Origin of the sequence: Mucilaginibacter corticis (genome assembly GCF_007558865.1) — a bacterium.
In the GTDB taxonomy this organism is placed as follows: Bacteria; Bacteroidota; Bacteroidia; order Sphingobacteriales; family Sphingobacteriaceae; genus Mucilaginibacter; species Mucilaginibacter corticis.
In genome coordinates this window covers 616,886-641,599 of the sequence record NZ_VLPK01000002.1, presented here as the reverse complement: position 1 = coordinate 641,599, position 24,714 = coordinate 616,886, and the positions used below count along the sequence as shown (strand labels likewise).

The 24,714-nt window shown below is 40.1% G+C and carries 15 protein-coding genes; 3 read left to right on the top strand and 12 right to left on the bottom strand.

What is annotated here, in order from left to right:
• Nucleotides 1–292: 292 nt before the first annotated feature.
• Nucleotides 293–1,879, top strand: coding sequence for a hypothetical protein (locus tag FO440_RS13420; protein ID WP_144248777.1), 1,587 nt, complete (start codon nucleotides 293–295; stop codon nucleotides 1,877–1,879).
• Between the two features lie 75 nt (nucleotides 1,880–1,954).
• Here FO440_RS13420 and FO440_RS13415 read toward each other — a convergent pair whose 3' ends face one another.
• Nucleotides 1,955–3,295, bottom strand: coding sequence for a right-handed parallel beta-helix repeat-containing protein (locus FO440_RS13415; protein WP_144248776.1), 1,341 nt, complete (start codon nucleotides 3,293–3,295; stop codon nucleotides 1,955–1,957).
• Nucleotides 3,296–3,938: 643 nt separating this feature from the next.
• Here FO440_RS13415 and FO440_RS13410 point away from each other — a divergent pair.
• Nucleotides 3,939–4,790, top strand: a complete 852-nt coding sequence (locus FO440_RS13410; RefSeq protein WP_144248775.1) for a beta-1,6-N-acetylglucosaminyltransferase — start codon at nucleotides 3,939–3,941, stop codon at nucleotides 4,788–4,790.
• A gap of 4 nt (nucleotides 4,791–4,794) precedes the next feature.
• The gene (locus FO440_RS13405; protein WP_144248774.1) at nucleotides 4,795–5,181 is read left to right on the top strand and encodes a sugar 3,4-ketoisomerase; all 387 of its coding nucleotides are present in this window, start codon (nucleotides 4,795–4,797) and stop codon (nucleotides 5,179–5,181) included.
• Between the two features lie 30 nt (nucleotides 5,182–5,211).
• On the opposite strand, the gene FO440_RS13400 is transcribed toward FO440_RS13405, so the two are convergent.
• From FO440_RS13400 to FO440_RS13350, 11 genes are all read right to left on the bottom strand, one after another.
• On the bottom strand, nucleotides 5,212–5,613 hold the full coding sequence (locus FO440_RS13400; protein ID WP_144248773.1) for a response regulator: 402 nt from the start codon (nucleotides 5,611–5,613) through the stop codon (nucleotides 5,212–5,214).
• A gap of 543 nt (nucleotides 5,614–6,156) precedes the next feature.
• On the bottom strand, nucleotides 6,157–6,558 hold the full coding sequence (locus FO440_RS13395) for a response regulator (protein WP_144248772.1): 402 nt from the start codon (nucleotides 6,556–6,558) through the stop codon (nucleotides 6,157–6,159).
• Nucleotides 6,559–6,842: 284 nt separating this feature from the next.
• Nucleotides 6,843–8,546: a GMC oxidoreductase gene (locus FO440_RS13390; RefSeq protein ID WP_144248771.1), complete on the bottom strand. Its 1,704-nt coding sequence runs from the start codon at nucleotides 8,544–8,546 to the stop codon at nucleotides 6,843–6,845.
• 3 nt (nucleotides 8,547–8,549) lie between these two features.
• The gene (locus FO440_RS13385; RefSeq protein WP_144248770.1) at nucleotides 8,550–9,125 is read right to left on the bottom strand and encodes a gluconate 2-dehydrogenase subunit 3 family protein; all 576 of its coding nucleotides are present in this window, start codon (nucleotides 9,123–9,125) and stop codon (nucleotides 8,550–8,552) included.
• 206 nt (nucleotides 9,126–9,331) lie between these two features.
• A complete protein-coding gene (locus FO440_RS13380) occupies nucleotides 9,332–11,641 on the bottom strand; it encodes a PAS domain S-box protein (protein ID WP_144248769.1) in 2,310 nt (769 codons plus the stop codon).
• Between the two features lie 14 nt (nucleotides 11,642–11,655).
• Nucleotides 11,656–12,096, bottom strand: coding sequence for a response regulator (locus FO440_RS13375; protein ID WP_144248768.1), 441 nt, complete (start codon nucleotides 12,094–12,096; stop codon nucleotides 11,656–11,658).
• A 5-nt stretch (nucleotides 12,097–12,101) separates the two neighbouring features.
• Complete coding sequence (locus tag FO440_RS13370) at nucleotides 12,102–14,045, bottom strand: PAS domain-containing sensor histidine kinase (protein ID WP_144248767.1); 1,944 nt, start codon at nucleotides 14,043–14,045, stop codon at nucleotides 12,102–12,104.
• A gap of 208 nt (nucleotides 14,046–14,253) precedes the next feature.
• The gene (gene ligD / locus FO440_RS13365; protein ID WP_144248766.1) at nucleotides 14,254–16,986 is read right to left on the bottom strand and encodes a DNA ligase D; all 2,733 of its coding nucleotides are present in this window, start codon (nucleotides 16,984–16,986) and stop codon (nucleotides 14,254–14,256) included.
• A gap of 108 nt (nucleotides 16,987–17,094) precedes the next feature.
• A complete protein-coding gene (locus tag FO440_RS13360; protein WP_144248765.1) occupies nucleotides 17,095–19,815 on the bottom strand; it encodes a ThuA domain-containing protein in 2,721 nt (906 codons plus the stop codon).
• 152 nt (nucleotides 19,816–19,967) lie between these two features.
• On the bottom strand, nucleotides 19,968–21,383 hold the full coding sequence (locus FO440_RS13355) for an efflux transporter outer membrane subunit (protein WP_144248764.1): 1,416 nt from the start codon (nucleotides 21,381–21,383) through the stop codon (nucleotides 19,968–19,970).
• Nucleotides 21,384–21,401: 18 nt separating this feature from the next.
• On the bottom strand, nucleotides 21,402–24,617 hold the full coding sequence (locus FO440_RS13350) for an efflux RND transporter permease subunit (RefSeq protein WP_144248763.1): 3,216 nt from the start codon (nucleotides 24,615–24,617) through the stop codon (nucleotides 21,402–21,404).
• Between the last annotated feature and the right edge of the window lie 97 nt (nucleotides 24,618–24,714).

Here is a 24,714-nt window from a genome sequence, read left to right as displayed (position 1 = left end):
ATAAACTTTCCAAATATGATTGGCTAGATATCTTTTTCAACCGAAGATATAATTTTGTTTTCGGATCATATCAGTCAAATAATTTTGTCCGAAGCAAACACCCAAAAACATTAATTACCCCACTTTTATCAGATAACAATGTATTCAAGTATAAAAATAAATTTTTATACTTTTACCATTAGTTGCTATTGGCTATTTAACAAAGCGGGGAATGTTAGCATTGGATTGTTAATTGATGGTTACTATGGGTTTTCAACAAAACCACGCTACTTCAAATTCAAATTCGATCTGTATGTTAAAATTATTCATTCAAACAATAGTGATAGGTTACGTTTTATTTGGTTTAGCATGTGCCCAAAAACATAATCATACCATTAAAGAAAACATTAAGCTGAATGTAGTCCAGAACAACAGCCCCACTTTCGATGATTTTTTAGGAATTAATGGTTTTGAGTGGGATTTTCTTGATAAATCCGGCAGCAGGGTAAATAAAAAACAGCTTGAAAACATGCGGTCGTTTACCGGATTCAGACATTATATGGACTGGGAACGAATAGAATCTGAAAAGGGGGTATATACCTTTAATCCCACGCATTCGGGCGGTTTTAATTATGATAGCGTTTATCTCGCGTGTAAAGAAAATAACATAGAAGTATTAGCCTGCTTAAAAAACACCCCGGCTTGGCTGGCAAACACTTATCCTAAGGACAAGCAAAGCGCTGATGTTGTACCTGTTCCGTATGGTTCAGACCGATTAAATCCCCGCTCTTATCTATACCAGGCTAAAGCCGCGTTTCAATTTGCGGCCAGGTATGGCAATAATAAAATTATCGACAGAAAACTGGTAGATGTTTCCCAAACGCCACGTTGGCCGCACGACGAGGCTAATGACATAAAAGTTGGTTTAGGCTACGTGCATTATATTGAATGTGGAAATGAAGTTGATAAAGACTGGTTAGGCCCCGGCATCCAGCAAAGCGCCGAGCAATACGCGGCTAATCTATCAGCATTTTACGATGGGGACAAAGGCCGGTTAGGTAAAAACGTGGGTATAAAATCAGCCGATCCAACTATGGTAGTTGTAATGTCAGGGCTCTCGGCGCCTACGCCTAACTACGTTGTAGGTATGATCAATTGGTGCAGAAAGCACAGAGGGCTTAAGGCAGATGGTTCTGTTGATCTATGCTTTGATATTATTAACTATCACTTTTACAATTGTGACGCGGTTCTTGAAGGTGACGAAAGAACAGTTGGCAAAGCCCCCGAACTATCAACTGCGGCAAAAGTAGCTGATTCGTTTGTGGCAATGTCAAAAAAATACGCTAATAGCATGCCCGTATGGATCACTGAGTCAGGATATGACATTAATCCTAAAAGCCCGCAACGAGCTATTAAAATAGGCAATAAACCGGTATTGATCACGCAAGCCGACTGGATGATAAGGTCTGCATTTTTATATACACGGCATCAACTAAAAAAGTCTTTTTTTTATATGGTGGATGATGTTAACGTCAATGACCCTATTCAATACTCATCATCAGGGTTTATTGATAGAGATAATAAAAAGCGCCCTGTTGCCGATTATTTTCTGCAGGTTAAAAAGTTACTTGGTGCTTACTCCTACAAACAAACTATCAGCAGCGATCCTGTGGTAGATATTTATACCAAAGGCAATAAAGACATCTATATATTATATGTACCTGACGAAAAAGGCCGCGAAGCGTTTTATAATTTAAATCCGGGCAAAAGTTCTGCTATTCGTATTAATTATTTGGTGCCGGGCGCCAATCAGATGAGATCTGAAACTATTCATGTTACTAAGCCCGCTTTTAAAATTAAAGTAACAGAAACGCCAATTTTTGTAGAAATACTTAATTAGTACTTATAACAATAAAACGGCCTTGTGAAATTCACAAGGCCGTTTACATTATAAACTTTTATACTAAATCTGCTATTAAAGTGCAGTTGCACTGTAAGTGTTTCCGCTTGAAAGGAAAGGCGCGGCAAGGTTCCATAATATACCCAGTAAAGGTGCAGGATAGAAATTGTAACCTTTGTTATTTGTAAGAGTTACGTGACCACCTACATAACCAAACATATAGTTATCAATAAATGTTCCTGGATATCCTGTCCAATGATCTGTGTTAATGCTACTAACAACGTTACTATCAACAATCAGATCAGATTTTACAGTTGTACCTGAGATAGCAAGTTCAGTGAACTCTTGATATTCAAAAGCTGAATATCTTCTTGAATTTTTACAAGTGTTGTTATGGATATGGCTGGTTTTAACAGTTGTGCCGAAGCTTATAGGCCATATACCAATAGCGTGTCCTTCATAATTGGTAAAGGTATTGTTATATGCATCTCCGTAACCAATCATCATAAACAACCTGTTATCACCATTATTAGTCGGATTGATATTTGTAATCGTGTTGTTAAATATCTGGAAATTGTCTACAGCTTCACATTGTATCAGGTCACCTGCATCAGCGCCTGTAAATTTGTTACCGCTGATAGTTAAGTTCTTAACAAGGCTGTAAACGTTTCCATTTTTTATACCGCCGCTGTATGGGCCCAACATACTTGGACCGACATTGTTGAAGGTACTGTTTGATATGGTAAAGTTTAACAAGAACACAGTATTGTCTGTTTTATCCCAAATTGTTTGATCGCCAACTCCCATTATCCCTGATTCGCAGTTGCTATAAGTCATTTGGGTTAAAGTTACACCTACCAAGCGTGAATCAATATTAACCGCGCGGTAACTGCTATTTTGCACAGTGATACCAGATATTGTAACATTGGTTAAATTACCAAGGTCAAGGGCATTGAATTGACCGGCAGTTGATTTGTTCAGACCATCTAATATAACACCCGTACCTTGTACGGTAACACCTGTTAAATTTTGAACAGTAATTGCGCCAGTATAAGTACCTGCTTTAATAATGATAATACTTCCTGCAGGGTAGCTTTTTGTTTTACCATCTATGGTAAGTGCATTTTTACCATCACCAACGTTATATGTATTTCCGGTTGGCGGGGTTACTACTGGAGGTGTTGTTGCTCCGGTAGATCCTGTTGCTCCGGTAGATCCTGTTGTCCCGGTCTTTCCTGTAGTTCCGGTCGTACCGGTTGTTGCAGTTGAGCCAGTCTTTCCTGTGGTTCCGGTTGTTCCGGTAGATCCTGATGAGATTGGGGTTGGTGTAGGAACTTCAAGTGGTTTTGTGCATGCGGTAAAAACCAGTGCTGCTGCTGCAGCGATATAAGTAAGGGCTTTAAATTTCTTGTTCATAGTAGGGGGTTAATTAAATCACAAATCGTTTTCTTGAGCACTTCTACGCCACTAAATCAGATTAGGTTACGTTCAAAAAGAAAAAACACCTGTAAACGTGTGGAAAACCCTACGAAAACGTCCGCTATAATGGGCAAAAAACGTGGCTATCGTAACGTTTAGGGCCCTTTTGTAAATGTTAATAAGTTTGTCAAAAAAAAATTAATACTTAATAATTTCAGGGAGAATTAGGGTGCAAAAACGCATCGGGTTATGATTTATGAGAATCAGTTTTTAAAAAACTTTTAGGATTATCAACTAATAATCAAGTGGGTTTATTTTGCTTTTTGATTAAATCCGGCATACTGAGCTTTCTAAATCCCGGCAAATATCATTAGTATCGAAACTGATTGTTTAAGGCAATATCACTATTAATTATTAATTATCTTTTTGTTAATGAAAGATGATTACAATTGGAGATATTGAATATAGAAGGTAATATAATACATCATGCAGTTGTATATATCCATATCGTACAGAGCATATTAAAACTATTAAAATATTTTAATAGTTGGCTTTTGATATATTTTAAATATATCAAAATAATTTACCATTTTTGGATTGTATTTTCCGATAATCACATTAATCTTTAATTTAATTTAAATTGAGATTCGCAATTTTAATAATAACCTATACCTCGGCCAGGCAAACAAAAAGGCTTGTTGACGCGCTAAATAATGGCTCGTTCGATTTCTATATACATGTAGATAAAAAGCTTGATCTAAATACCCACAAAGAGTTATTTGATATACCCAATGTCTATTTTATTGAAAACAGGGTTGACATTAAATGGGCCGGGTTTAGCACTGTTGAAGCTGCATTAAATGGCATACGTCAGATAACCGCATCAAACAATAAATATGAGTTTATTAATCTGATAACAGGTCAGGATTATCCAATAAAATCAGCAGAATACATTGAAAAGTTTCTTAAAGATAATATAGGTAAGGAATTTATTCTTTATAAAGATTTTGAAACCGAATGGAGTGAAGCTAACGAGCGTGTTACTAAATATCATTTCACCGAAATGACTTTTAAAGGGCACAGCAGGCTCGAAAAAATAGTCAATATGTTTACGGGTAAAAGAAAATTCCCATTGGATGTTCGTTTGTATGGTAAAGAAACCTTCTGGACACTAAGTATGCAATGCGCTCAATACGTAGTAAACGTTATTGATAGCAATTCACAACTAAAGAATTTTTTAAGATATACCTGGGGGAGCGACGAGTTTATATTCCAGACTATAATTATGGCCTCTCCTTTTAAAGATAATGTAATTAATAAAAACTATCGTTATATTGACTGGCCTCCCGGCGAGGCTCGCCCCAAAGTACTATTAAGCGAAGATTTTGATAAAATAATGGCGTCTGACAGCATATTTGCGCGAAAGCTTGATATAAATAAAGACGAACAACTTTTTGACATGCTCGATAAAGCAAACAACGTAATAAACTAATTTTATGGCTTACCTAATTGATATTAAAAGTTTTTCTGACGAACGCGGGCGTTTAACCGCTATTGATAAAATACTTCCGTTTGATATTAAACGTATATATTATATCCATGATATTGCCGACCAGGCTAATCGTGGTGGACATTTACATTATATTACCGTTGAAGCCTTATTTTGTGTAAACGGATCTTTTACTGTTGTAATTAACAATGGTAAAACAAAACAGGAGTTTTTTCTTAACAGTCCGTCGCAATGCCTGATCGTTGAGCCGTTGGACTGGCACATGATGCATACATTCAGCCCTAATGCAATACTTATGGGCGTATCTTCAACACATTATGATCATTCTGATTATAATCATGTTGAACCCGAGCTTGCTCAACAAGAATCTTAATGTATTTGAACTTGCATAATATTTCGTTTATCAGCCCTTAGGATGGTAAACGGAATATAAGTTTGTAAGTGTTTCTTTCTTTAAGGGTTTGGTAAAATAAGCCTTAACAAACTTGTATTTTCCCGCCCTGAAAATATCTCCGGTATCTATTGATGATGATACAATGTATATATCAATGGGCTTATTTAACTGGGGATGAAGCTCTTCAAATTTATCTATAAAATCCCAGCCGCTAAAAACAGGCATACTAAGATCCAGAAATATTACATCAGGTAAAGCATCAGGTTTATTGATATTTCTTTCCAGATCTGCAATGGCTACATCAGCTTCCATGCTGTGCGATATATGCTCAAAGATTTTGCTCTCTCTTACCATTATCTCTGTAATCAAGTGCTCTAAAGGATTATCGTCAACTATCAATAGCTTAAGCATAAGATTATATTAAATACTTGTAAGAAAAAATAAGATGAATAATAATTAGGGTTTTATTATCGGCTCAATACAAAATAAATAATCAGTCAATTTAATATGCAAATATATCTTGGTTTAATATTAAATATATATTTAATATTAGCTAAACAAAATTCAGCTTTACAACCTGTATATACAATTGTACATTTAAAGATAGTTAACTAATACTATAAACCGCAAAAAAATCACTGAAAATTATCGTTATATAAAAGGCTAAGATACTTCTTGCCACAATCAATGCCAATTACCTTTGACTTAATATAACTTATATGCACTTAAAGATGCGCCTGATAATGTACAAATGTCACCTACCTTATCGGTCAAGTTTAAGGATCGCGAATCAGGACGATTTTTGTCGACGGCTCACAGCATTAAAATCACTGCCCGAAAATAAAATCCAACATAGACAATTAGTCGTTATATAAATTAATGAAAGAATATTGGTAACCGGGAATTGAGAATAATAATAGTATCTAAAAGTCATTGACATTTTAGCTATTGGATTTAGCTTGCTTTGTTATAAATGGCATCAAGGTCTAACAGAGTAGATTTTGCAATCGGTTTTGGAAAAAAGGCTTTAACAAAGGGATATTTTTGAGATTGAGCAATATCCCTGCTATCGATAGATGACGATAATATATATATATCAATAGGCCTTTTCAGTTTGGCGTATATCTTTTCAAAACTTTTAATAAAATCCCAGCCACTAAACTTGGGCATATTCAAGTCAAGAAAAATAACATTAGGTAAATTTTCAGAATCGGTATAATTATTCTCAAGATAAGCTATAGTCATGTCTGGCTCTAAGCTATGATCCATGTTAGGGAAAACATTATAGTTATCCACCATCCTCTGCATTATCAGATGCTCTAACGGGTTATCATCTATCATTAATAACTTGCACATAATACTTACTTAGGCAGATGTTTGGATAAATTAAGAAATACAAACACCATGCCAATTGTTTAAAAATCAACTATTTATATACCCGTACAGATTTAATTAATTGGTAAGGCTTATTTATACAGATAAAGTAATATTATATTATCAATATCATCTTAGCATAAATAAAAAATTTGGTTTAATTTAAGAATTTTATTCGTGATAAATGATTTATTTTTTGCACAAAAATCCTTTTTTCAACACAATATCCAGTAGCAGTATATAGCTTAAAATTGATTTTTCTTGTATTATATATTCCCCTTTTTTAATTCATCGACAGCAAAATCACAAGCTCTTGCTGTTAGCGCCATATAAGTTAAAGATGGATTTTGAGAACCGGAAGAGACCATACAACTACCGTCAGTAACAAACACATTTTTCACATCATGTATTTGATTGAATTTGTTCAACACAGAGGTTTTAGGATCAAGCCCCATGCGTGCGGTACCCATTTCGTGAATTGTAGAGCCGCCGGGTTTAGTATATCTAAATGAATCTATATCTTTAAAACCAGCCTGTGTTAGCATTTCTGCAGATGTTTTACGGATATCATCGATCATTTTATTTTCATTATCTTCATAAGCGAAGTCGATCTTAACAAGCGGCAAACCCCATTTGTCTTTTTCTTTATCACTCAACGACATTTTATTGGTGAAGTAAGGTAAGCACTCGCCCCAGCCCTGCATCCAAACTGTCCAGGGGCCCGGCGTAGTTAATTTAGCTTTAAAGTCTTCGCCAAATTCATTAACGATATAGCGTGATTTATCACCCCACTCCTGCCGTTCGCCATGCCCTTGAAAATTATAGCCTCTTTTAAAGCCCAAGTTTTCGTCATCCTTTAAATTTCTAAACCGCGGGATGAAGAACCCCTCAGGCCTGCGGCCTTTGTAATACATATCCGAGTATTGATCGTAAAGAATACCGTATGCACCGGCTGCCGACGTATGATCCATCAAATTATGACCAAGCTGCCCGCTATCGTTACCAAAACCATTAGGAAACCTTGATGACGTAGAATTAAGTAAAATAGACGTAGTTGCAATTGTAGACGCATTTACAAAAACGATCTTAGAGAAAAACTCAAACTTTTCGTTACTCAGCGTATCGATAACACTTACACCAGTAGCACGTTGCTTGTGCTCATCATATAAAATATTGGTTACTATAGAAAAAGGCCTTAATGTAAGATTACCAGTAGCCAAAGCAGCAGGGATGGTAGAGCTATTGCTGCTAAAGTACCCGCCATATGGGCACCCCCTGCTACACAGGTTTCTTTCCTGACAAGGCCCGCGACCATCCCAGGTTTTTGTTAAATTAGCTATACGCGCATTTATAAGCACCCTGTTAGGGTCATGTTTTTTAATAGAATCTTTCAAGTGCTTTTCAACACAGTTCAGGTCCCATGCGGGCAAAAACTCGCCGTCAGGCAAATGAGGCAAATTTTCTTTTGTCCCGGAGATGCCAATGTGAGTCTCTACATAAGAATACCATTGTTCAAGATCTTTATACCTGATGGGCCAGTCAATGGCGATACCTTCTTTTGCGTTTGCCTCAAAGTCCAGGTCGCTTAACCTATAGCAATGCCTGCCCCAGATCAGAGATTTACCACCTACCTGGTATCCCCTGATCCAGTGGAATGGTTTTTCCTGTATATAAGGATGTTCTTTATCCCTTACATAAAAATGCTTATCAGCAGGGCTGTATGACGTGCTTTGTATAGGGTCTTCCTCTTTATCTTTATTAGTATTATTAAAGCCCAGTTTAAAATCCCATGGATTTAACGTAGCTGTAGGATAGTCAACAACATGTTTAACGTCGCGCCCTCTTTCAAGCAGCAATACTTTTAACCCTTTTTTGCACAGCTCCATAGCTGCCCATCCACCACTGATACCTGAGCCTATTACTATAGCATCGTAGGTAGCAGCTTCTTTGGTTTTATCGCTTATATACATATATTATTTGGTAGCCCAAGCTTTTTGAAGTGGTTTTAAAGGGATACATGCCTCGTAAGATCCGGGAACATAATCATACGCCAGGGCCTGGGTTGCTCCGGGCTTTGACAGACAAAATCCCTCAACCACTAAAGCTTTAAATTTAGGGTAGAAGGGGGTTCCCAAATATCTCTCATTGATTTTATTTAATATCGGAGTTGAAAATCCGGCGTGTTCTGCAATGTGTTTTAATGCCTCGCTCCTTTCTTTTAAAGAGCATTTCAGAAAATCTTTGCCAAACTTATCAGATGCGTAATCTTCTATTTCCTGGATACCTGAAACAAACCTGTTTTGCTCTTTTACACTTGCGCAATTAATCATGATATTAAGAACATAATCGTGCACATTAGCGTCTTTTGCTCCCGGAGTATCCGTTTTGGGAATGATCATTTCTGCAAGCTCGGCTATAATTGGGCGTTTATCAAGAATTTGTTTAGTATCTACGTGCCTGGTTAACTTAACCCATTCAAAGACAGAAACAGAGGTTACACCTAAACCGCCTAAGACCAAAATACTTTTCAGATAGTCTCTTCTCTTCATTTGATAAACAAGTTTTAGTTTAAATACAGCTAAAGGTTTTCGATAATGTTAAATTACCACAGATAGCGCCCGGCAAAAAAACTCAAGGCAGGCCCTACCTGTCAAAATCTTGACACTTTACCACAATTATAATAATTTAAAACCTAAATATCACCCCCTTAAATTAGAATATTCTAATCTATTTAAAATACCTTTTACCAGTTAATTTACCGTACTGTAACCGGTGCGTTCCATTTTACCGAAAGCGGAAATTGCAATGTAAATTCAGTACCAACATTTACTTCGCTCCTGACGTTAATAGAGCCACCCAGGCTTTCCATCTGCATTTTTACCATGAACAACCCTATGCCCTTGCCCTCAACACTCCAGTCAAATCGTTTGTACAGGCCAAACACATGCGAACCATTTTTTTGAAGATCTATACCCCGGCCATTATCTTTAAAACTGATAAGCAACCTTTCTCCTTTAACTTTACTGGTGATGGTAATAACCGGGTCTGCATCGGGGCGCCTGTATTTGATACTGTTTACAACCAGGTTTTGCAAAATGCTGTATACATAACTTTTCAAAGTATACAGTTCATCCATCTCGTCAAAGTCTGTAATGATCTCAACCTTATTCTTAACAATCATCTGTTCAATACCTACAGCAATCTCATCTACCAGCAATGGCAGTGATACGCATTCTATCTGGTCATTCACCTGGCTCCTAACCTGCAAGATCTGGTTAAGATCAAGTATCACCTTGTCCAGGTTATCTACCGATATACCAAGCGCGCGCAATGTTTCCAGGCTTTCGGGCATACCTGGTTGCATATCTGCTAAAAGCATTGCCAGGCCTTGTATATTAGCTACAGGCGCTCTTAAATTATGAGAGATGATATAATTAAACTGCTCTAGGTCCTTGATCCGTTGTGCAAGGTCAGCAGTCATGTTTTCACGTTCTGATTCGATATTTTTCTTTTCAGTGATGTTTTTGAATGTGAGTATGACGCCCACATTTTCATTGTTATGGTTAACAACCCCTACCCATTTAATGTCATGCCACTCCAGTTCACCATTTTCTGATATCGTACTTGTTTCGTAAGCCACAACCTGGTGCTTTTCCTTAACTAAGTCCAGGTGCTGTTTGATAGACGCGCGCCTGTCTTTAGGAAAGTGACTAATAATAGGCGATCCTACTCTAAGTTTCTTGTCAAAGTGTTTAAGCATAGCGGCGCTTGCATTGCTATTAAATGATGCCACATTAAGATTTGCATCAGCAAGAACAATAGCAAGATCAATGTTTTCAAATACCGTTCGAAGATTTGCTTCTGATTTGAGCAATGAAGCTTCTGCCAATTTTCTGTCGGTAATATTGATATGGAGAATAACGGCACCTTTATGGGTATTATCGGCCAGCGGCGCTACCACGATCATAAACCAATCGCTTTCGCCCAGCGATGCATATTCCATTACAAATTCTTTGGTGTTGCCTTTGATAACTTCGTTTATGCCTTTTTCAATTTTAATACTGGTTATATTATCAACGCCAATAGCTTTTTCTGACAAGGCCATGTAGCTATATCCTACACCATAATTTGGGATACCCAAATTATTAAACAGGGCCATTTTTTTCCACGACTCATTTACCGCTATGATCTTGCCTTTTTCATTGATCAGCACAATATTTGGCGGCAGCGCGTTTAAAATTGCCGCTTGTGTTTCTGATGCTTCCTTGATCTTTTCCTCGGTTAATTTGCGTTCGGTTATATCCTGTGTAAAGCCTTTTACACGCACCGGCGCACCATACTTATCCCTGTCAATCAGTAATTTGGCATGCAGGTATTTAATATCACCGGTTTTGTAGGTTTTTATCCTGAAATCAATACTTATGGAATACAGATTTAGCAGCGCGTTATCTAAATCGGCCTTGACTTTGAAAGCATCATCAGGATGGATACAGTTAAAAAAGTTTCTGAATGTAGGTTCCATCTCACCAACATCAAGCCCCAGGATATGATATAAACCCGGCGACCATTTTGTAAACTGGGTTTTTACATCAATATCCAGCCCGCCTATGTTTGCAATATTTTCGGCTTCTTTTAATAACGATTCATTGGCTATTACTTCTTCCATGTATTTTTTGCGCTCGGCTTCAAGCCTGTATTTTTCAAGCGCATTTAAAATGGCATTGGGTAATCGCTGCGTACGGTCTTTTAAAACATAATCGGCGGCGCCATTTTTCATAATTTCGACTGCAAACTCTTCAGATATAGTAGCAGTAATTAAAATAAACGGAACATCAAGATCGCTTTTTTTAAGGATCTCGAAAGCCTCAAGCGAGTCAAATGATGGTAAAGAATGGTCTGACAGGATGATGTCGGGTTTATATTCGTCAATTGCCCGTATATAGTCTATTTTATTATCGACAACAATTCTTTCAAATGATAATTTTGACCTTTTTAATTCAATACCAACCAATTCAGCATCGGTTGGCACATCCTCAAGGTGTAATATTTTAATTTTGGTATCCACTTAGTTTAAAAAAATTATACGGACGGCTGATTTATTATTAACCAATAAAACCCTAAATCGCAAATAGCTTTGGCAAAAGCTTCAAAGTTTACCGGTTTAACAACGTAACTGTTTACACCCAGCTTATAACTTGTTATGATATCCTGCTCTTCTCTTGATGATGTCATTATAACAACCGGGATGGTTTTAGTAATATCGTTTGCTTTTATTTGTTTTAAAACCTCAATGCCGTCAACCTTGGGCATTTTAATATCCAGCAAGATAACCTTAGGGCGATTGGTTATTTGCCGACCGGCAAACTCGCCTTTGGCAAATATAAAATCAAGCGCCTCCTCACCATCCTTAACATGAAACAAGTTGTTTGCAAGATTCACTTTTTTAAGCGACCTGATAGTTAATTCGGCGTCGTGTATGTTATCCTCTACTAATAATATTTCAACTTCATCAACATTCATAAATATTATTTTTTATAAGGCATGCTGAAATAAAACGTTGCACCTTCGTTAAGTACAGATTCTGCCCAGATCATTCCGCCATGTTTACTTATTATTCTTTTTGCCAGCGCTAAACCTACCCCGGTGCCCTCAAACTCCTGCGCGCTGTGCAGGCGTTGAAATACGCCGAACAGTTTTTTACTATATTTCATATCAAAACCAACACCGTTGTCAGTTATATAATAAACGCGCTTATCTTTATCTGTTACTCCGCCAATCTCAATCACCGGGTGCTCATTTTTTGAGCTGTATTTAATGGCATTTCCAATTAAATTCAGTAAAACCTGGCGCATTAAATTGATATCGCCTTCACAGTCGGGCAGGTCTTTAATGATTATTTCATACCGTTTGGGCTGGGTCTCTAAAAGCTCGCGGGTGCATACTTTAACCAGGGCATCCATATCAACCCGCATTGCCACCATTTCTTTACGGCTCATGCGCGAAAATGCCAGCAGGTCATCAATTAACTGTCCCATCAACCTTGCATTGGTGGTAATGGTATTGATAACCCTGTTGCCTTCATCGCCCAGTTTTTCGCTAAATTCTTCCTTCAGCATCATGGCGTAGCCATTCACCGCGCGCAATGGCGCGCGTAAATCATGCGATACTGAATATGAAAACGATTCAAGCTCTTTGTTCGCAGCTTCTAACTGCAGTGTTCGCTCGGCTACTTTTCTTTCCAGGCTTTCATTTAATTGACGGATCTCAATCTCGGCTTTTTTACGTTCGGTTATGTCTCTTATAAAAACAGAAAGGCCGCCTGTTGCTGACGGATAAATATGATTTTCATGCCAAAGTCCCTGTGGCGCATAATAGTCTTCATTGCTGACGTATTGCTTTTTTGAGATTGCCTTATTAAAGGCTTTGTAAGTGGCAGAATTTACCGATTCAGGAAATTCCGTCCAGATGTATTGGCCTATCAATTTCTCCGGATCACGATTTACCATTTCTCCTACCCGTTTATTGGCATAGGTATAGCAAAGGTCTTTATCTAACGCTATAAACCCGTCGGTAATGCTTTCAAGAATACTCTCTATTTGTTCGTTCTTTTTCTCAAGTTCTTCCTGCGCGACTACGCGCTGGGTAATGTCTTTAAAATTGCAGACAATGGCGCCAATTGTTTCATCATGCAGCCAATTGGTAAACAACGATTCAACCCAGATATAATGGCCTTGCTTATGTTTGGTACGGTAACTGGAAATGATAGGAACGCCCGGGCTATTAAGAATCTCTATTAAAAGATCACGTACTTTTATCCTGTCATTAGGATGTACCAGGTCGTCAATTTCATGGCCGGCCCGTTCCTCGTTGCTCCACCCATTGATTCGTTCAGACGAATTGCTTCGGTAAACCACATCCAGCCCGCTATTCAACAACACAATACCATCGTAACTATTTTCTATCAGTTTCCTGAACCTTATCTCGTTGGCAATGATGGTTTCGGTATTTTCTTTAACACGTTTTTCAAGCTCGGTATTGATCTCTTCCCGTTTATCTTCATTCTCTTTTCTGATAGTAATATCGCGGGTAATTTGAGCGAAACCCGCCAGGTGTCCGTCATCATTGTATACCGTGGTAAATACTACATTTGCCCAAAATACCGATCCATCCTTACGCTGTTTCCAGCCTTCACTTTCATAATTACCATGTTTAAGCGCCTCGTTCAAGTTTCGCCTGGGGGCATTGCTTTTCAGATCAGAAGGGATGTAAAAGACTGAGATATGCTCACCAATAATTTCGTCTTCGGTGTACCCGTTTATATTTTGTGCACCCTGGTTCCAGCTCATGATATAACCATTAGGGTCTATCATGAAAATGGCATAATCGCTTATACTGGCCACCAATAAACGAAAAAGCTTTTCGTCAAAACTATGGCTCAATGCAACGCTTTCAACTCTTCTGCTCTGCACAAAAAATTAATTTAGGTAATAGACGTTATTTTTAAAATGCGTGCTATCGTTTACAGAAACCAACATTTATATGCCGGGGGTAACATTCATAGGTCTATGTACAAAATGCACAAAAATAAATGTAAGTATTTACTCTGATACTAACAACTTCTCTGTTTAAAACTGAACAAACTGAACAATTCGAAGCAATAATTGAGCAGTTTAAGGTTTACGTCCCGAAAGTGTTTTTTGCCTTTGTTATGGTTTTCTCCAGGTCTATCCCCTTGCCTAATACGCCTTTAAACAGATCGCCGGTTTCTTTTAAACGGTCTGTCGAGTTAAATATCGTAAAGTCTTTCATGGTTAGCCCGGGTTTCACTTCGTCCCAGTTTAATGGCATCGAAACAGTAGCACCCATTTTCGGCCTTAGCGAATACGGTCCGGCGATGGTCGCTCCCGGCCTGTTCTGCAAAAAATCCAGGTACATTTTGCCGTTACGTTTAGATACCGTCCGTTCTAAACTGGTATAATCAGGAATCTGCTTATGCACCAGCGATACAATGATCTTAGCGAACATTTGCGATTGATCATAATCATATTTTGCATCAAGCGGGATGTAAATATGCATCCCCGTCGACCCCGATGTTTTGGGATATGAAGGTACATCCAAAGCATCCAATACTTTTTTTACTTCGAGCGCGGCAGCTATTACCTGGTCAAAGGTATTTTTATCAGGGTCGAGATCTATCACGCAGTAATCGGGATTGTCCGGCGATTTAACCCTACTGAACCAGGGATTCATTTCAATACACCCTAACGACGCCATCCATAATAGATAAGCCTCGTCAGATCCTACCAGGTATTCCTTATGCTCACCGTCGCCATTGGTATAAGGAAATGTTTTGGTCACCCAATCAGGTGCTTTGCCTTTAACATCTTTTTGGTAAAAGCTTGGCCCATGTATCCCGTTAGGGAAACGGTTAAGCGACATTGGCCTGTCTTTCAAATAAGGCAAAATATACTCGGCCACTTTATAATAGTAGTTAAACATATCCCGTTTGGTTACGCCATCCTCGGGCCAGTATACTTTACTCAAATGGGTAAACTTCAGCTCGTGCCCGCAAATTTTGCGCACCTGTGTTTCGTCCTTAGGGTTAAGTAAGGTTTTGCGGTCGTTATCGGTAACCGGCTTAATTGCCTCGTGCGTTTCTTCCGGCGATTTTTCTCCGGCTTCTTCTACCGTATTTTTTGTATCATTTGGTGTTTCCAATATCACATCCTTTGCTTTTTTATCTTCACGCATACCTTTAAATGATGCTTGCCTGAAAACCCCCTCACCGGTTACTTCAGCAAAGGCTACCTCGCCTACCAATTCGGGTTTTAGCCAGGTAGGCTTGGCTCCCAATCTTTGCGGGCGGAACCGTGATGGCTTATCCACGTCGGGTTCAACATCAAACGCGCTTTTATCTGTTATTAATGGCTTAAACCGCGTCATCAGTTCCTTTTGCAATTTTTCAGAAAACCCGGTACCCACCTTACCTACATACTTTAATACCTTACCATCATATACGCCCAATATCAAAGCGCTAAACGCCTTGGCGGTACCCGTATTCTTTGTAAAACCCGCTATAACCACCTCCTGCCTGCGCTGTACCTTGATCTTTAACCACTCTTTCGACCGCAGATCTGACGTATATACGCTGCTTGCCTTTTTAGCGATGATACCTTCCATACCGATCTTTTCGGCGGCTTCAAAAAACTCGGTACCGTTAGCAGCGAACACTTTACTTTGGCGTACCCTGTCATCATTAGCCGGCAGGATCTCTTTTAAAATCGCTTGCCTGTCTGTCAAAGGTAAATGCATCAGGTTTTTGCCTTCGTACCATAAAATATCAAAAACATAGTAAACCAGGTTACCATCGGCCTCGCTGCGCCAGTTTTGCAGCGCGCCAAAATCTGACAGGCCTTTATCATTCAGTACAACTATCTCGCCGTCAATCACGGCGTTAAGTTGCCAGTCTTTAAGAATATTGTTGATTGGATAATATTTATCGAACGGGATATTATTGCGCGAGATCAGCTCAGCGCCCTTTTTATCAATTACCGCTATGGCACGGTAACCGTCCCATTTAACCTCATACACCCAATCAGGATCATCAAAAGGCGCGTCGACCAGCGTGGCCTTCATGGGTTTAATATTTTTGGGGACTGCCGCTTTGGGTGCCGCTTTAAGTATCTTTTCTACATCCGGTTCTTTTGCACCAGCCTGTTTATCGCTTAATTTATCAACTACTGCTTCTTCGGCTGCTTTTGGCTGTGTTTTTTTTTTATTCTTTGATTCAGATTGTACTTCTTCTTCATGCCCGTGCTGCCAAACCTTTTCGCTGGTTTTCTCCATTTTTTCAATGGTTTTGCCGGACAATACGGATTTATCTTTTTTAGTAATATCTGTTTTCGATGCAAAATCATCGTTATGCTTGATCAGCAGCCAGCCGTTTTCGCCCATGCCGTGGGTTTTAACCAGCGCAAATTCGCCCTCTAACTTTTCACCGTGTAGCTTGATCTTAACCGAGCCTGATTTGAGCTGCTGCAGTAAATGCTTTTCCTGCGCTTTCTTGCCTTTAATTTCTTCTATTGGTTCATAAGTACCTTCATCCCACACGATCACCGTACCGCCACCGTATTCGCCCTTGGGGATAATGCCTTCAAAGTTGCGGTAGTCAAACGGGTGATCTTCAACCATCATAGCCAGGCGCTTAACTTTTGGATCGGTAGACGGGCCTTTAGGTACGGCCCAGCTTTTAAGTACACCATCCATTTCCAGCCTGAAATCATAATGCAACCGCGATGCGTCATGCTTTTGGATCACAAACATCAAATGATCTTTATCCTTACTCAAGCCGGCTTTGGGTTCGGCTGTTTTGGTGAAATCCCTCTTTTCCGCGTATTTTTCAAGGCTCATAACTGTGTTACTTTAGTTATAATACAACAGAAATTAAGGAATGGTTTTAAACAAAAAATGCCGAAACGGATAACCGTTTCGGCATTTTTATATTTTTAGCCGGATATATTAGTTTTTCTTCAAAGAGAAGATCCAGTCTAAGATCTGTTTAGCTTCCTCTGGTTTTAAGCTTGGGTGAGCAGGCATGGTTACATCGCCCCAAACACCTGTACCGCCATTAGTTATTTTGTTTGTAAGCGCGGTGTAGGTTGCATCATTCTTTTTGTATTTGTTGGCTACATCTATAAACGCAGGGCCTATAACTTTCTGATCTGCCTTGTGGCATGATTTACAATCCATTGATTGCATTAAAGCTCTGCCTGCAGCAAATGGAGTTGACGGGTCGATAGGCTCATCAAGGCTACCCGCGGCAATAACTACCTGCTTGCTTGTGGTTGATGCCATTTTAACATCCTTAACCGTTACAGATGCTTTAAATGTACCCGCTTTTGGATAAGTGTACACTAACCATGGTTTTAAAGTTACCTTTTTAATGCCGTTACCTAAGTTCCAGGTATAGGTCATTTTATCATTTTCGGGATCGGTTGCTTTAACAGAAAGGGTTACTTTTAAAGGTAAGCCGCCGTAAGTTTTATCAACGCTGATACCGGCAACCTTTGGTGCAAGGTTACCCGCGTTGTATTCTATCCTTGATAATCCGGCATCACCATTTTTCTGGAACCAGCCATTACCATATTCCAATACGTAGATCTTACCGTCAGGGCCAAGTTCCATATCGATCATCGAGCTAAACTTCATATCGTTTACAAATGGTTCTATTGATTGGAGTTTTCCATCAGGATACATGGTCACTGCTTTTATCCATCCCCTTACAAAGTCATAGATAAATAGTTTATTGTTGTAATAAGCCGGCAACGCACCCGGAGTTTTAAAGTCTTCTGAGTGATAAACCGGGCCCGCCATTGCGGTACGGCCACCTGAACCTAATTCAGGGAACTGCGGCGACTCGGCATACGGATACCAGATAAACGCAGGCTGTGCCGGCGGTAATTCTTTTAAACCAGTGTTGTTTCTTGAATTGTTGATAACGTGGTTAGGGTCAAACGCCGCGCCTACCTTGCCGGTAGCATAGTCATACTCCCTGTAAGGATAGTTATCGCCTACAAAGTACGGATAACCAAAGTTACCTGCTTTTTTCGCCTGGTTAATTTCGTCATAACCACGCGGGCCGTGTGTTGCCAAACTGTCTTCGTTAGCATCAGGGCCAACTTCGCCCCAATATAAAAAGCCGGTCTTTTTATCAACAGAAATACGGTAAGGGTTACGGTTACCCATTACATAAATTTCAGGGCGGGTTTTTTCCATTCCTTTAGGAAACAGGTTACCTTCAGGGATGGTATAGCTACCATCAGGATGGATCTTTAAACGTAAGATCTTACCGCGAAGGTCATTACTGTTTCCTGAACCTCTTCTGTCATCATATTGCTCAAAACCAGGACGATCATCAAGCGGAGAATATGAGTAAGAGTTTGGCGGATTTTTACCCCTGCCTTCGTTAGGCTCGTCAAACGGCGTAGTATTATCGCCTTGCGAAACAAAAAGGATATGGTCTTTGCCAAACGCTATTGAACCACCGGTGTGGCAGCAAATTTCTCTTGTGGTTTTAACCTCTATAATAACTTTCTCGCTCTTCATATCAACCTTGCCGTTCACAAATGTAAAACGGGATAACCTGTTAACCACAGCTTCAGAAGGGCTGTAATAAGCGTAGATATAGTGATTGGTGTTAAAATCAGGATCGGCCTGTACACCTAATAAGCCTTCTTCGGCGTTTACGCCTTTGGCTTTAAGCGTGTGGTAATACACATCAAGGTAACCAACTTTTGATACCTTTTTAGTGATGTGGTTATACAGCATAAATTCGCCTTTGCGTTGTACTACCAACACATCAAGGTTTGGCAAAATGGTCATTTCGGTAGGCTCATCAAACGTGCCGTTTACCAATCTGTTTTTAGTAAAACGATCCGGGTCAGGTACACGCGGCGTTTTAGCTTTGGCATAGTTTAACGGAAGGTTTTTACCAATAGCATATTTAATACCGCCTAACAGGTGCTGTAAAAACAACGGATCGCTGTATGATTCGTCGGTATGGCCAAGGCCGGTGTAAAACACCCTGCCGCCTTCAAATTCATGGTACCAGGCAATTGGATGGCTGGCGCCCATTTTATACGGATCGTCACCGCCGTTTGGATTGTAGGTAAGTGATGATTCTTCCAGGTTTATTAAAACGTGAATGTCTTTAGCTACGGTTTTATAATGGTACCACTCGTCTTTCCTTTTCCACTCGGTTGGAAGCATTTTGGTAGCTATAAAATTTTTGTCGACGACAGTTAAAGTAGCCATTTGCTGTGCAGGGTGGTGAGCGAAATAACCGCCTACCATTTTGCCATACCATGGCCAGTTGTATTCGGCATCAGCAGCTGCGTGGATACCTACAAAACCTCCACCTGCCTGAATGTAACGTTCAAGATCGGCTTTTTGATTGGCGTCTAACAGGTTACCGGTTGTGCTGGCAAAAACAAGAGCAGTGTATTTTTTCAAATTGCTCTCTTCAATTTTATTGGCATCGGTAGTGGTATCAACTAAAAATCCGTTTTCTTTTCCCAGTTTCATAATTGCCTGAGCGGCAAGAGGGATCGAGCTATGATGATAGCCCTGTGTCTTTTTAAAAACTAAAATGCGCGGTTTTACCTGCGCATTAGCTATACTAACACCTACGGTAAGGGTCAATAAAGCAACGCTTAAAAAGCTGTGTAATTTTAATTTCATTTGATAGTTAAAGTTTGTTGGTTTTGTTTTAGCTCTGCAATATATTGCAGAGCTAAAAGTATTTAAATTCCAAACAAAACCTTACTAATGTTATTAAAAAACACATAAAAATGTGTAAATGCTTTATTACAATGAATAAATCATTGATTGCATTATTTCCACCCGCCACCAAGCGAGCGATATAGCTCTGCCACAGCGTTAAGGCGTTCTGTTTTTATGGTGGCTAGCTCTAATTCGCTTTGTAAAACATTGCCCTGGGCCGTTATTACCTCCAGGTAATTTGCCAAACCATTTTTAAATAACTGGTTGGCATTGCTGGTAGCTTTTTGCAAGGTATTTACCCTGTTGGCGGCAATATCCTGCTCGGCTTTTAACTTGTCTATTTTAACCAGTGCGTCTGATACTTCGCCTACGGCGTTCAATACAGTCTGCCTGAATTGTATCACTGTTTTTTCGCGATCGATCTTAGCTACCTCGAAATTGGTTTTCAACTCTTTATGGTTTAACAAAGGCTGTAAAATACTGCCCGATACCACACCAAATAAAGATGCAGGTACATTAAACCAGTTACTGGCTTTGAATGAGTTTACACCACCTTGTGCGGTAATACGCAAAGCGGGATACATTTCTGCCTGGTTAATACCTACATTGGCATTAGCTATATTCAATGCAAGCTCGCTGCTTTTTACGTCAGGACGGCGGCTAACCAAAGCTGATGGTAAACCGGCTGATAAATTATCAGCAAAGGCGATATCATTTAACTTTTTACTGCGCTCTATCCTGTCAGGCAGTTCGCCGGTTAAGATACGTAAAGCGTTTTCCTGTAAAGCTATGTTTTGTTCAAACTGCGGTACCAATTGAGCAGCGGCCTGTTGTTGAGCGTCTGCCTGTTGTACGGCTAATAAGGTTACCTGGCCGGCATCATATTGTAATTTAATGATCCGCAATGTGCTGTCGTTCAGTTTAACATTATTTTGTGCGGTTTGCAATTGCGCGTCAAGCATCAGCAAGTTATAATAACCTTGTGATACCGAAGCAACTAATGTAGTTTGCACTGCTTTTTTAGCCTCATTAGTTTGCAAATAAGCAGCCAAAGCAGCTTTGTTCTGGTTATGGATCTTGCCCCAGATATCAGCTTCCCAAGACAGCTCTAAATTGGCGCTGTAGTCCTCAATGTGCTTGGTGGTAACACCGGCAGTGCTCAGGCTCAAGCCATTTAAACTATTGTCAGACGGGCGGCTGGTACTGGCTGTTACATTCAGGCCCACAGTTGGCACATAGTTCCATTTAACCTGTTTAACCAACAACTGTGCCGACTCGATATTCTTCACAGCCAGTTGCATATCATAGTTTTTAACTATGGCACTGTCTATCAGTTTTTGCAGCTCGGCATCTGTAAAGAAGTTTTTCCAGGGGATGTCGGCTATACTGGTGGTATCTGTAGTAGCGGCATTCCTGAAAGTTGCAGGCAATGCAGCTTGTGGTGTTTTTATATCTTTTGATACTTTACAGGCGCCAAGCACCAGTAAAGTCATCATCAAAAGATATGCATATTTATAAGTTTTCATTTCTGTAAGTATTTTTAATTATACCAGTTCTGTTTTTTCAATGGCCGGTATACGCACGCCATTTACATGATGATGGTCGTCATTTTCATTATCCAATGCAAAAGGTACACCTGTTACTTTTTCCTGCAGATGCTGGAAGATCACAAACAATACCGGGATAATAAATAAACCTAACAATACACCGGATACCATCCCGCCTGCGGCACCAATACTGATAGAGTGGTTACCTTGTGCTGACGGGCCTGTAGCGATACTCATCGGGAACAAACCGAATACGAATGCCAGCGATGTCATGACGATAGGACGTAACCTTAATCTTGCAGCCTCAATAGCCGATTCAACAAGCCCATGCCCTGCCCTGCGCCGCTGTACCGCGAACTCGACGATCAGGATGGCGTTTTTAGCGAGCAAGCCTATAAGCATGATCAATGCTACCTGTACGTAGATGTTGTTTTCAATACCTGTTAAACCCAACACCACAAACACACCGAATATACCGGTAGGGATAGATAGTATTACCGCTAACGGTAAGATGTAGCTTTCATACTGTGCAGATAACAGGAAGTAAACAAACACCAGACACATCAGGAATACGATGGTTGACTGACCACCTGAACTGATCTCTTCGCGGGTTTGACCGGAGAACTCGTAAGCAAAACCTGATGGCAATTGCTCCTTAGCGGTTTCTTCGATAGCGCGGATAGCATCGCCCGAACTGTAGCCCGGTTTAGGTATGGCGTTCACCTCGATAGAGTTAAACAGGTTATACCTTGACGCGGTTTCTGAACCATAAACGCGGGTTAATTTTACCAGTGTATTGATAGGCACCATTTCGCCGGCTTTGTTTTTCACGAATACACGGTCGATAGATGCAGGGTCGGTACGATCGGCGATATCTGCCTGTACAATTACACGGTAATATTTACCAAAACGGTTAAAGTCTGATGCCTGGGCAGTACCAAAGTAAGCCTGCATGGTTTGCAGTATATCCTTAACATTTACGCCCAACTGGTTGGCTTTTTCGTCGTCAACCTCTAATTGCAATTGCGGATAATCTGCCTTGTAGGAAGTAAAGGCAAAAGCAATTTCTTTTTTCTGCATCAGCTTGCCGATAAAGTTATTGGCAATGCCGCTGAATTTGTCCAGCCTGCCATTGGTTTTATCCTGTAGTACCACGTCCATGGCCTCTACGTTGCTAAATCCAGGTACGGTAGGGAAACTAAACACGAAGAAGGTACCATTTGATATGGCCGCTAATTTTCCTCTTATTATATTTTGGATATCGTCAATATTCTTAACGGCTCCCCTTTCTTTATTAGGTTTTAGCAACAGGAAGATCTGACCTGCTGACGGGCTGTTAGATAATGTTAAAAAGTTGAAGCCGGATAAGGCCATCACAAATCGTGCTGAAGGCATAGCTCTCAGCTCTTTTTCGGCCTGGTTGATTATTTTAGTGGTACTGGCTAATGAAGTTCCTGATGGTGATGAAACAGCGATAGCCACAAAGCCCTGATCCTCTGTTGGGATAAAACCAGACTTTGTTGAGCTTACCAGATAAACAGTAGCAACCACTATCAGCGCAAGCCCTGATATGGCAACCCATTTATTACGGATAAGTGTTTTTACCCCGCCGATATATTTATCGGTCATGTAGTTAAAACTACCGTTAAAGCCTGCATAAAACTTCTCTGTGAAGCTCTTTTTAGGCGCTTCGTGGCCATCCTCGGTATGCTTATTCTTCAAGAATAAAGCAGCCAAAGCAGGGCTCAAAGTTAAAGCGTTAACAGCCGATATCAGGATGGCGATAGCCATGGTTAATGCAAACTGCCTGTAAAAGATCCCTGTCGATCCGGTCATGAAACTAACCGGTAAGAACACGGCCGCCATTACCAGCGTAATAGAGATGATAGCGCCTGTTATTTCGTGCATCGCCTCGGTAGTTGCCGCTCTCGGGCTAAGGCCCGGGTTATGCTCCATCTTGGCGTGTACGGCCTCGACCACCACAATGGCATCATCCACCACAATACCGATTGCCAGTACGAGTGCGAATAAGGTTAACAAGTTAATAGAGAACCCAAACAGGTTCATGAAGAAAAACGTACCGATAATAGCAACCGGAACAGCAATAGCCGGGATAAGCGTAGACCTGAAATCCTGAAGGAAGATAAACACTACGATAAACACCAGGATAAATGCTTCAACCAATGTATGCTCAACCTGGTTAATTGATTCGTCAAGGTCGGTTTTGGTACGATAAAACTGGTCGTACTTAATACCTACCGGGAAATCCTTTGATAATTTCACCATCAGCTTATCAATGGCTATCTGAATTTCGTTGGCATTTGAACCTGCCAATTGTATTATACCAATAGTAATACCATCATGTCCATTTAAATGATTGACGCTACCGTAGCTATAAGCGCCCAGTTCAACACGTGCCACATCTTTTAAGCGTAATACAGAACCATCGGCATTTGCGCGGATAGCAATATTTTGATATTCTTCGGGTGTGGTAAGTTTACCTTTATACTTGATTACATATTCAAACGCTACGGGGCTTTGCTCGCCAACTTTACCGGGCGCAGCCTCCAGGTTTTTATCCTGTATGGCGGCCATAACTTCGGCTGGTGTTATTTTGTAAGTAGCTAATTGAGTTGGATTTAACCAAACCCGCATAGAATAATCCTTAATACCACCAAACACACTGGCAGAACCCACACCCGGGATCCGTTTGATCTCTGGAATGATGTTGATCTGCGCATAGTTATTTACAAACGTAGCGTCATATTTTTTAGGATCATCTGTATAAATACCCATCGCCCCGATAAAGCTGTTTTGTTGCTTGGTTGTGGTTATACCGTATTGTACAACCTCGGCAGGTAACTGGCTGGTAGCCTGCGAAACACGGTTTTGAACGTTCACCGCGGCCTGGTCGGGGTCGGTACCCTGTTTAAAGTAAACCGTAATACCTAATGTACCGTCATTACTGGCAGTGGATGTCATGTAGGTCATGTTCTCCACACCGTTAATTGCTTCTTCTAACGACGGCGTTACTGAACGTAATATGGTCTCGGCGTTAGCGCCCGGGTAAACAGCAGATACCAATACCGACGGGGGCGCAATATTAGGAAACCGCTCTAAGGGCAATTTTGACAGGCCGAGTGCACCCACTATCACCAACAATATGGAGATAACAGTTGCCAGTACAGGCCTTTTGATAAATATCTTAAACATGATTTTTTCTTTTTAGAGTCAAGAATCAAGAGGCAAGAAACAAGACATAAGCAACAAAGACAGTTAGCGATAATTATTATTCGCCACGTTTCTTGAC

What these genes read in the sequence shown, in the direction of transcription:
- FO440_RS13420 (WP_144248777.1), top strand. Translation starts at nt 293, where the DNA reads ATGTTAAAATTATTCATTCAAACAATAGTGATAGGTTACGTTTTATTT.
- FO440_RS13415 (WP_144248776.1), bottom strand. Translation starts at nt 3,295, where the DNA reads ATGAACAAGAAATTTAAAGCCCTTACTTATATCGCTGCAGCAGCAGCA.
- FO440_RS13405 (WP_144248774.1), top strand. Translation starts at nt 4,795, where the DNA reads ATGGCTTACCTAATTGATATTAAAAGTTTTTCTGACGAACGCGGGCGT.
- FO440_RS13400 (WP_144248773.1), bottom strand. Translation starts at nt 5,613, where the DNA reads ATGCTTAAGCTATTGATAGTTGACGATAATCCTTTAGAGCACTTGATT.
- FO440_RS13395 (WP_144248772.1), bottom strand. Translation starts at nt 6,558, where the DNA reads ATGTGCAAGTTATTAATGATAGATGATAACCCGTTAGAGCATCTGATA.
- FO440_RS13390 (WP_144248771.1), bottom strand. Translation starts at nt 8,546, where the DNA reads ATGTATATAAGCGATAAAACCAAAGAAGCTGCTACCTACGATGCTATA.
- FO440_RS13385 (WP_144248770.1), bottom strand. Translation starts at nt 9,125, where the DNA reads ATGAAGAGAAGAGACTATCTGAAAAGTATTTTGGTCTTAGGCGGTTTA.
- FO440_RS13375 (WP_144248768.1), bottom strand. Translation starts at nt 12,096, where the DNA reads ATGAATGTTGATGAAGTTGAAATATTATTAGTAGAGGATAACATACAC.
- ligD (WP_144248766.1), bottom strand. Translation starts at nt 16,986, where the DNA reads ATGAGCCTTGAAAAATACGCGGAAAAGAGGGATTTCACCAAAACAGCC.
- FO440_RS13360 (WP_144248765.1), bottom strand. Translation starts at nt 19,815, where the DNA reads ATGAAATTAAAATTACACAGCTTTTTAAGCGTTGCTTTATTGACCCTT.
- FO440_RS13355 (WP_144248764.1), bottom strand. Translation starts at nt 21,383, where the DNA reads ATGAAAACTTATAAATATGCATATCTTTTGATGATGACTTTACTGGTG.
- FO440_RS13350 (WP_144248763.1), bottom strand. Translation starts at nt 24,617, where the DNA reads ATGTTTAAGATATTTATCAAAAGGCCTGTACTGGCAACTGTTATCTCC.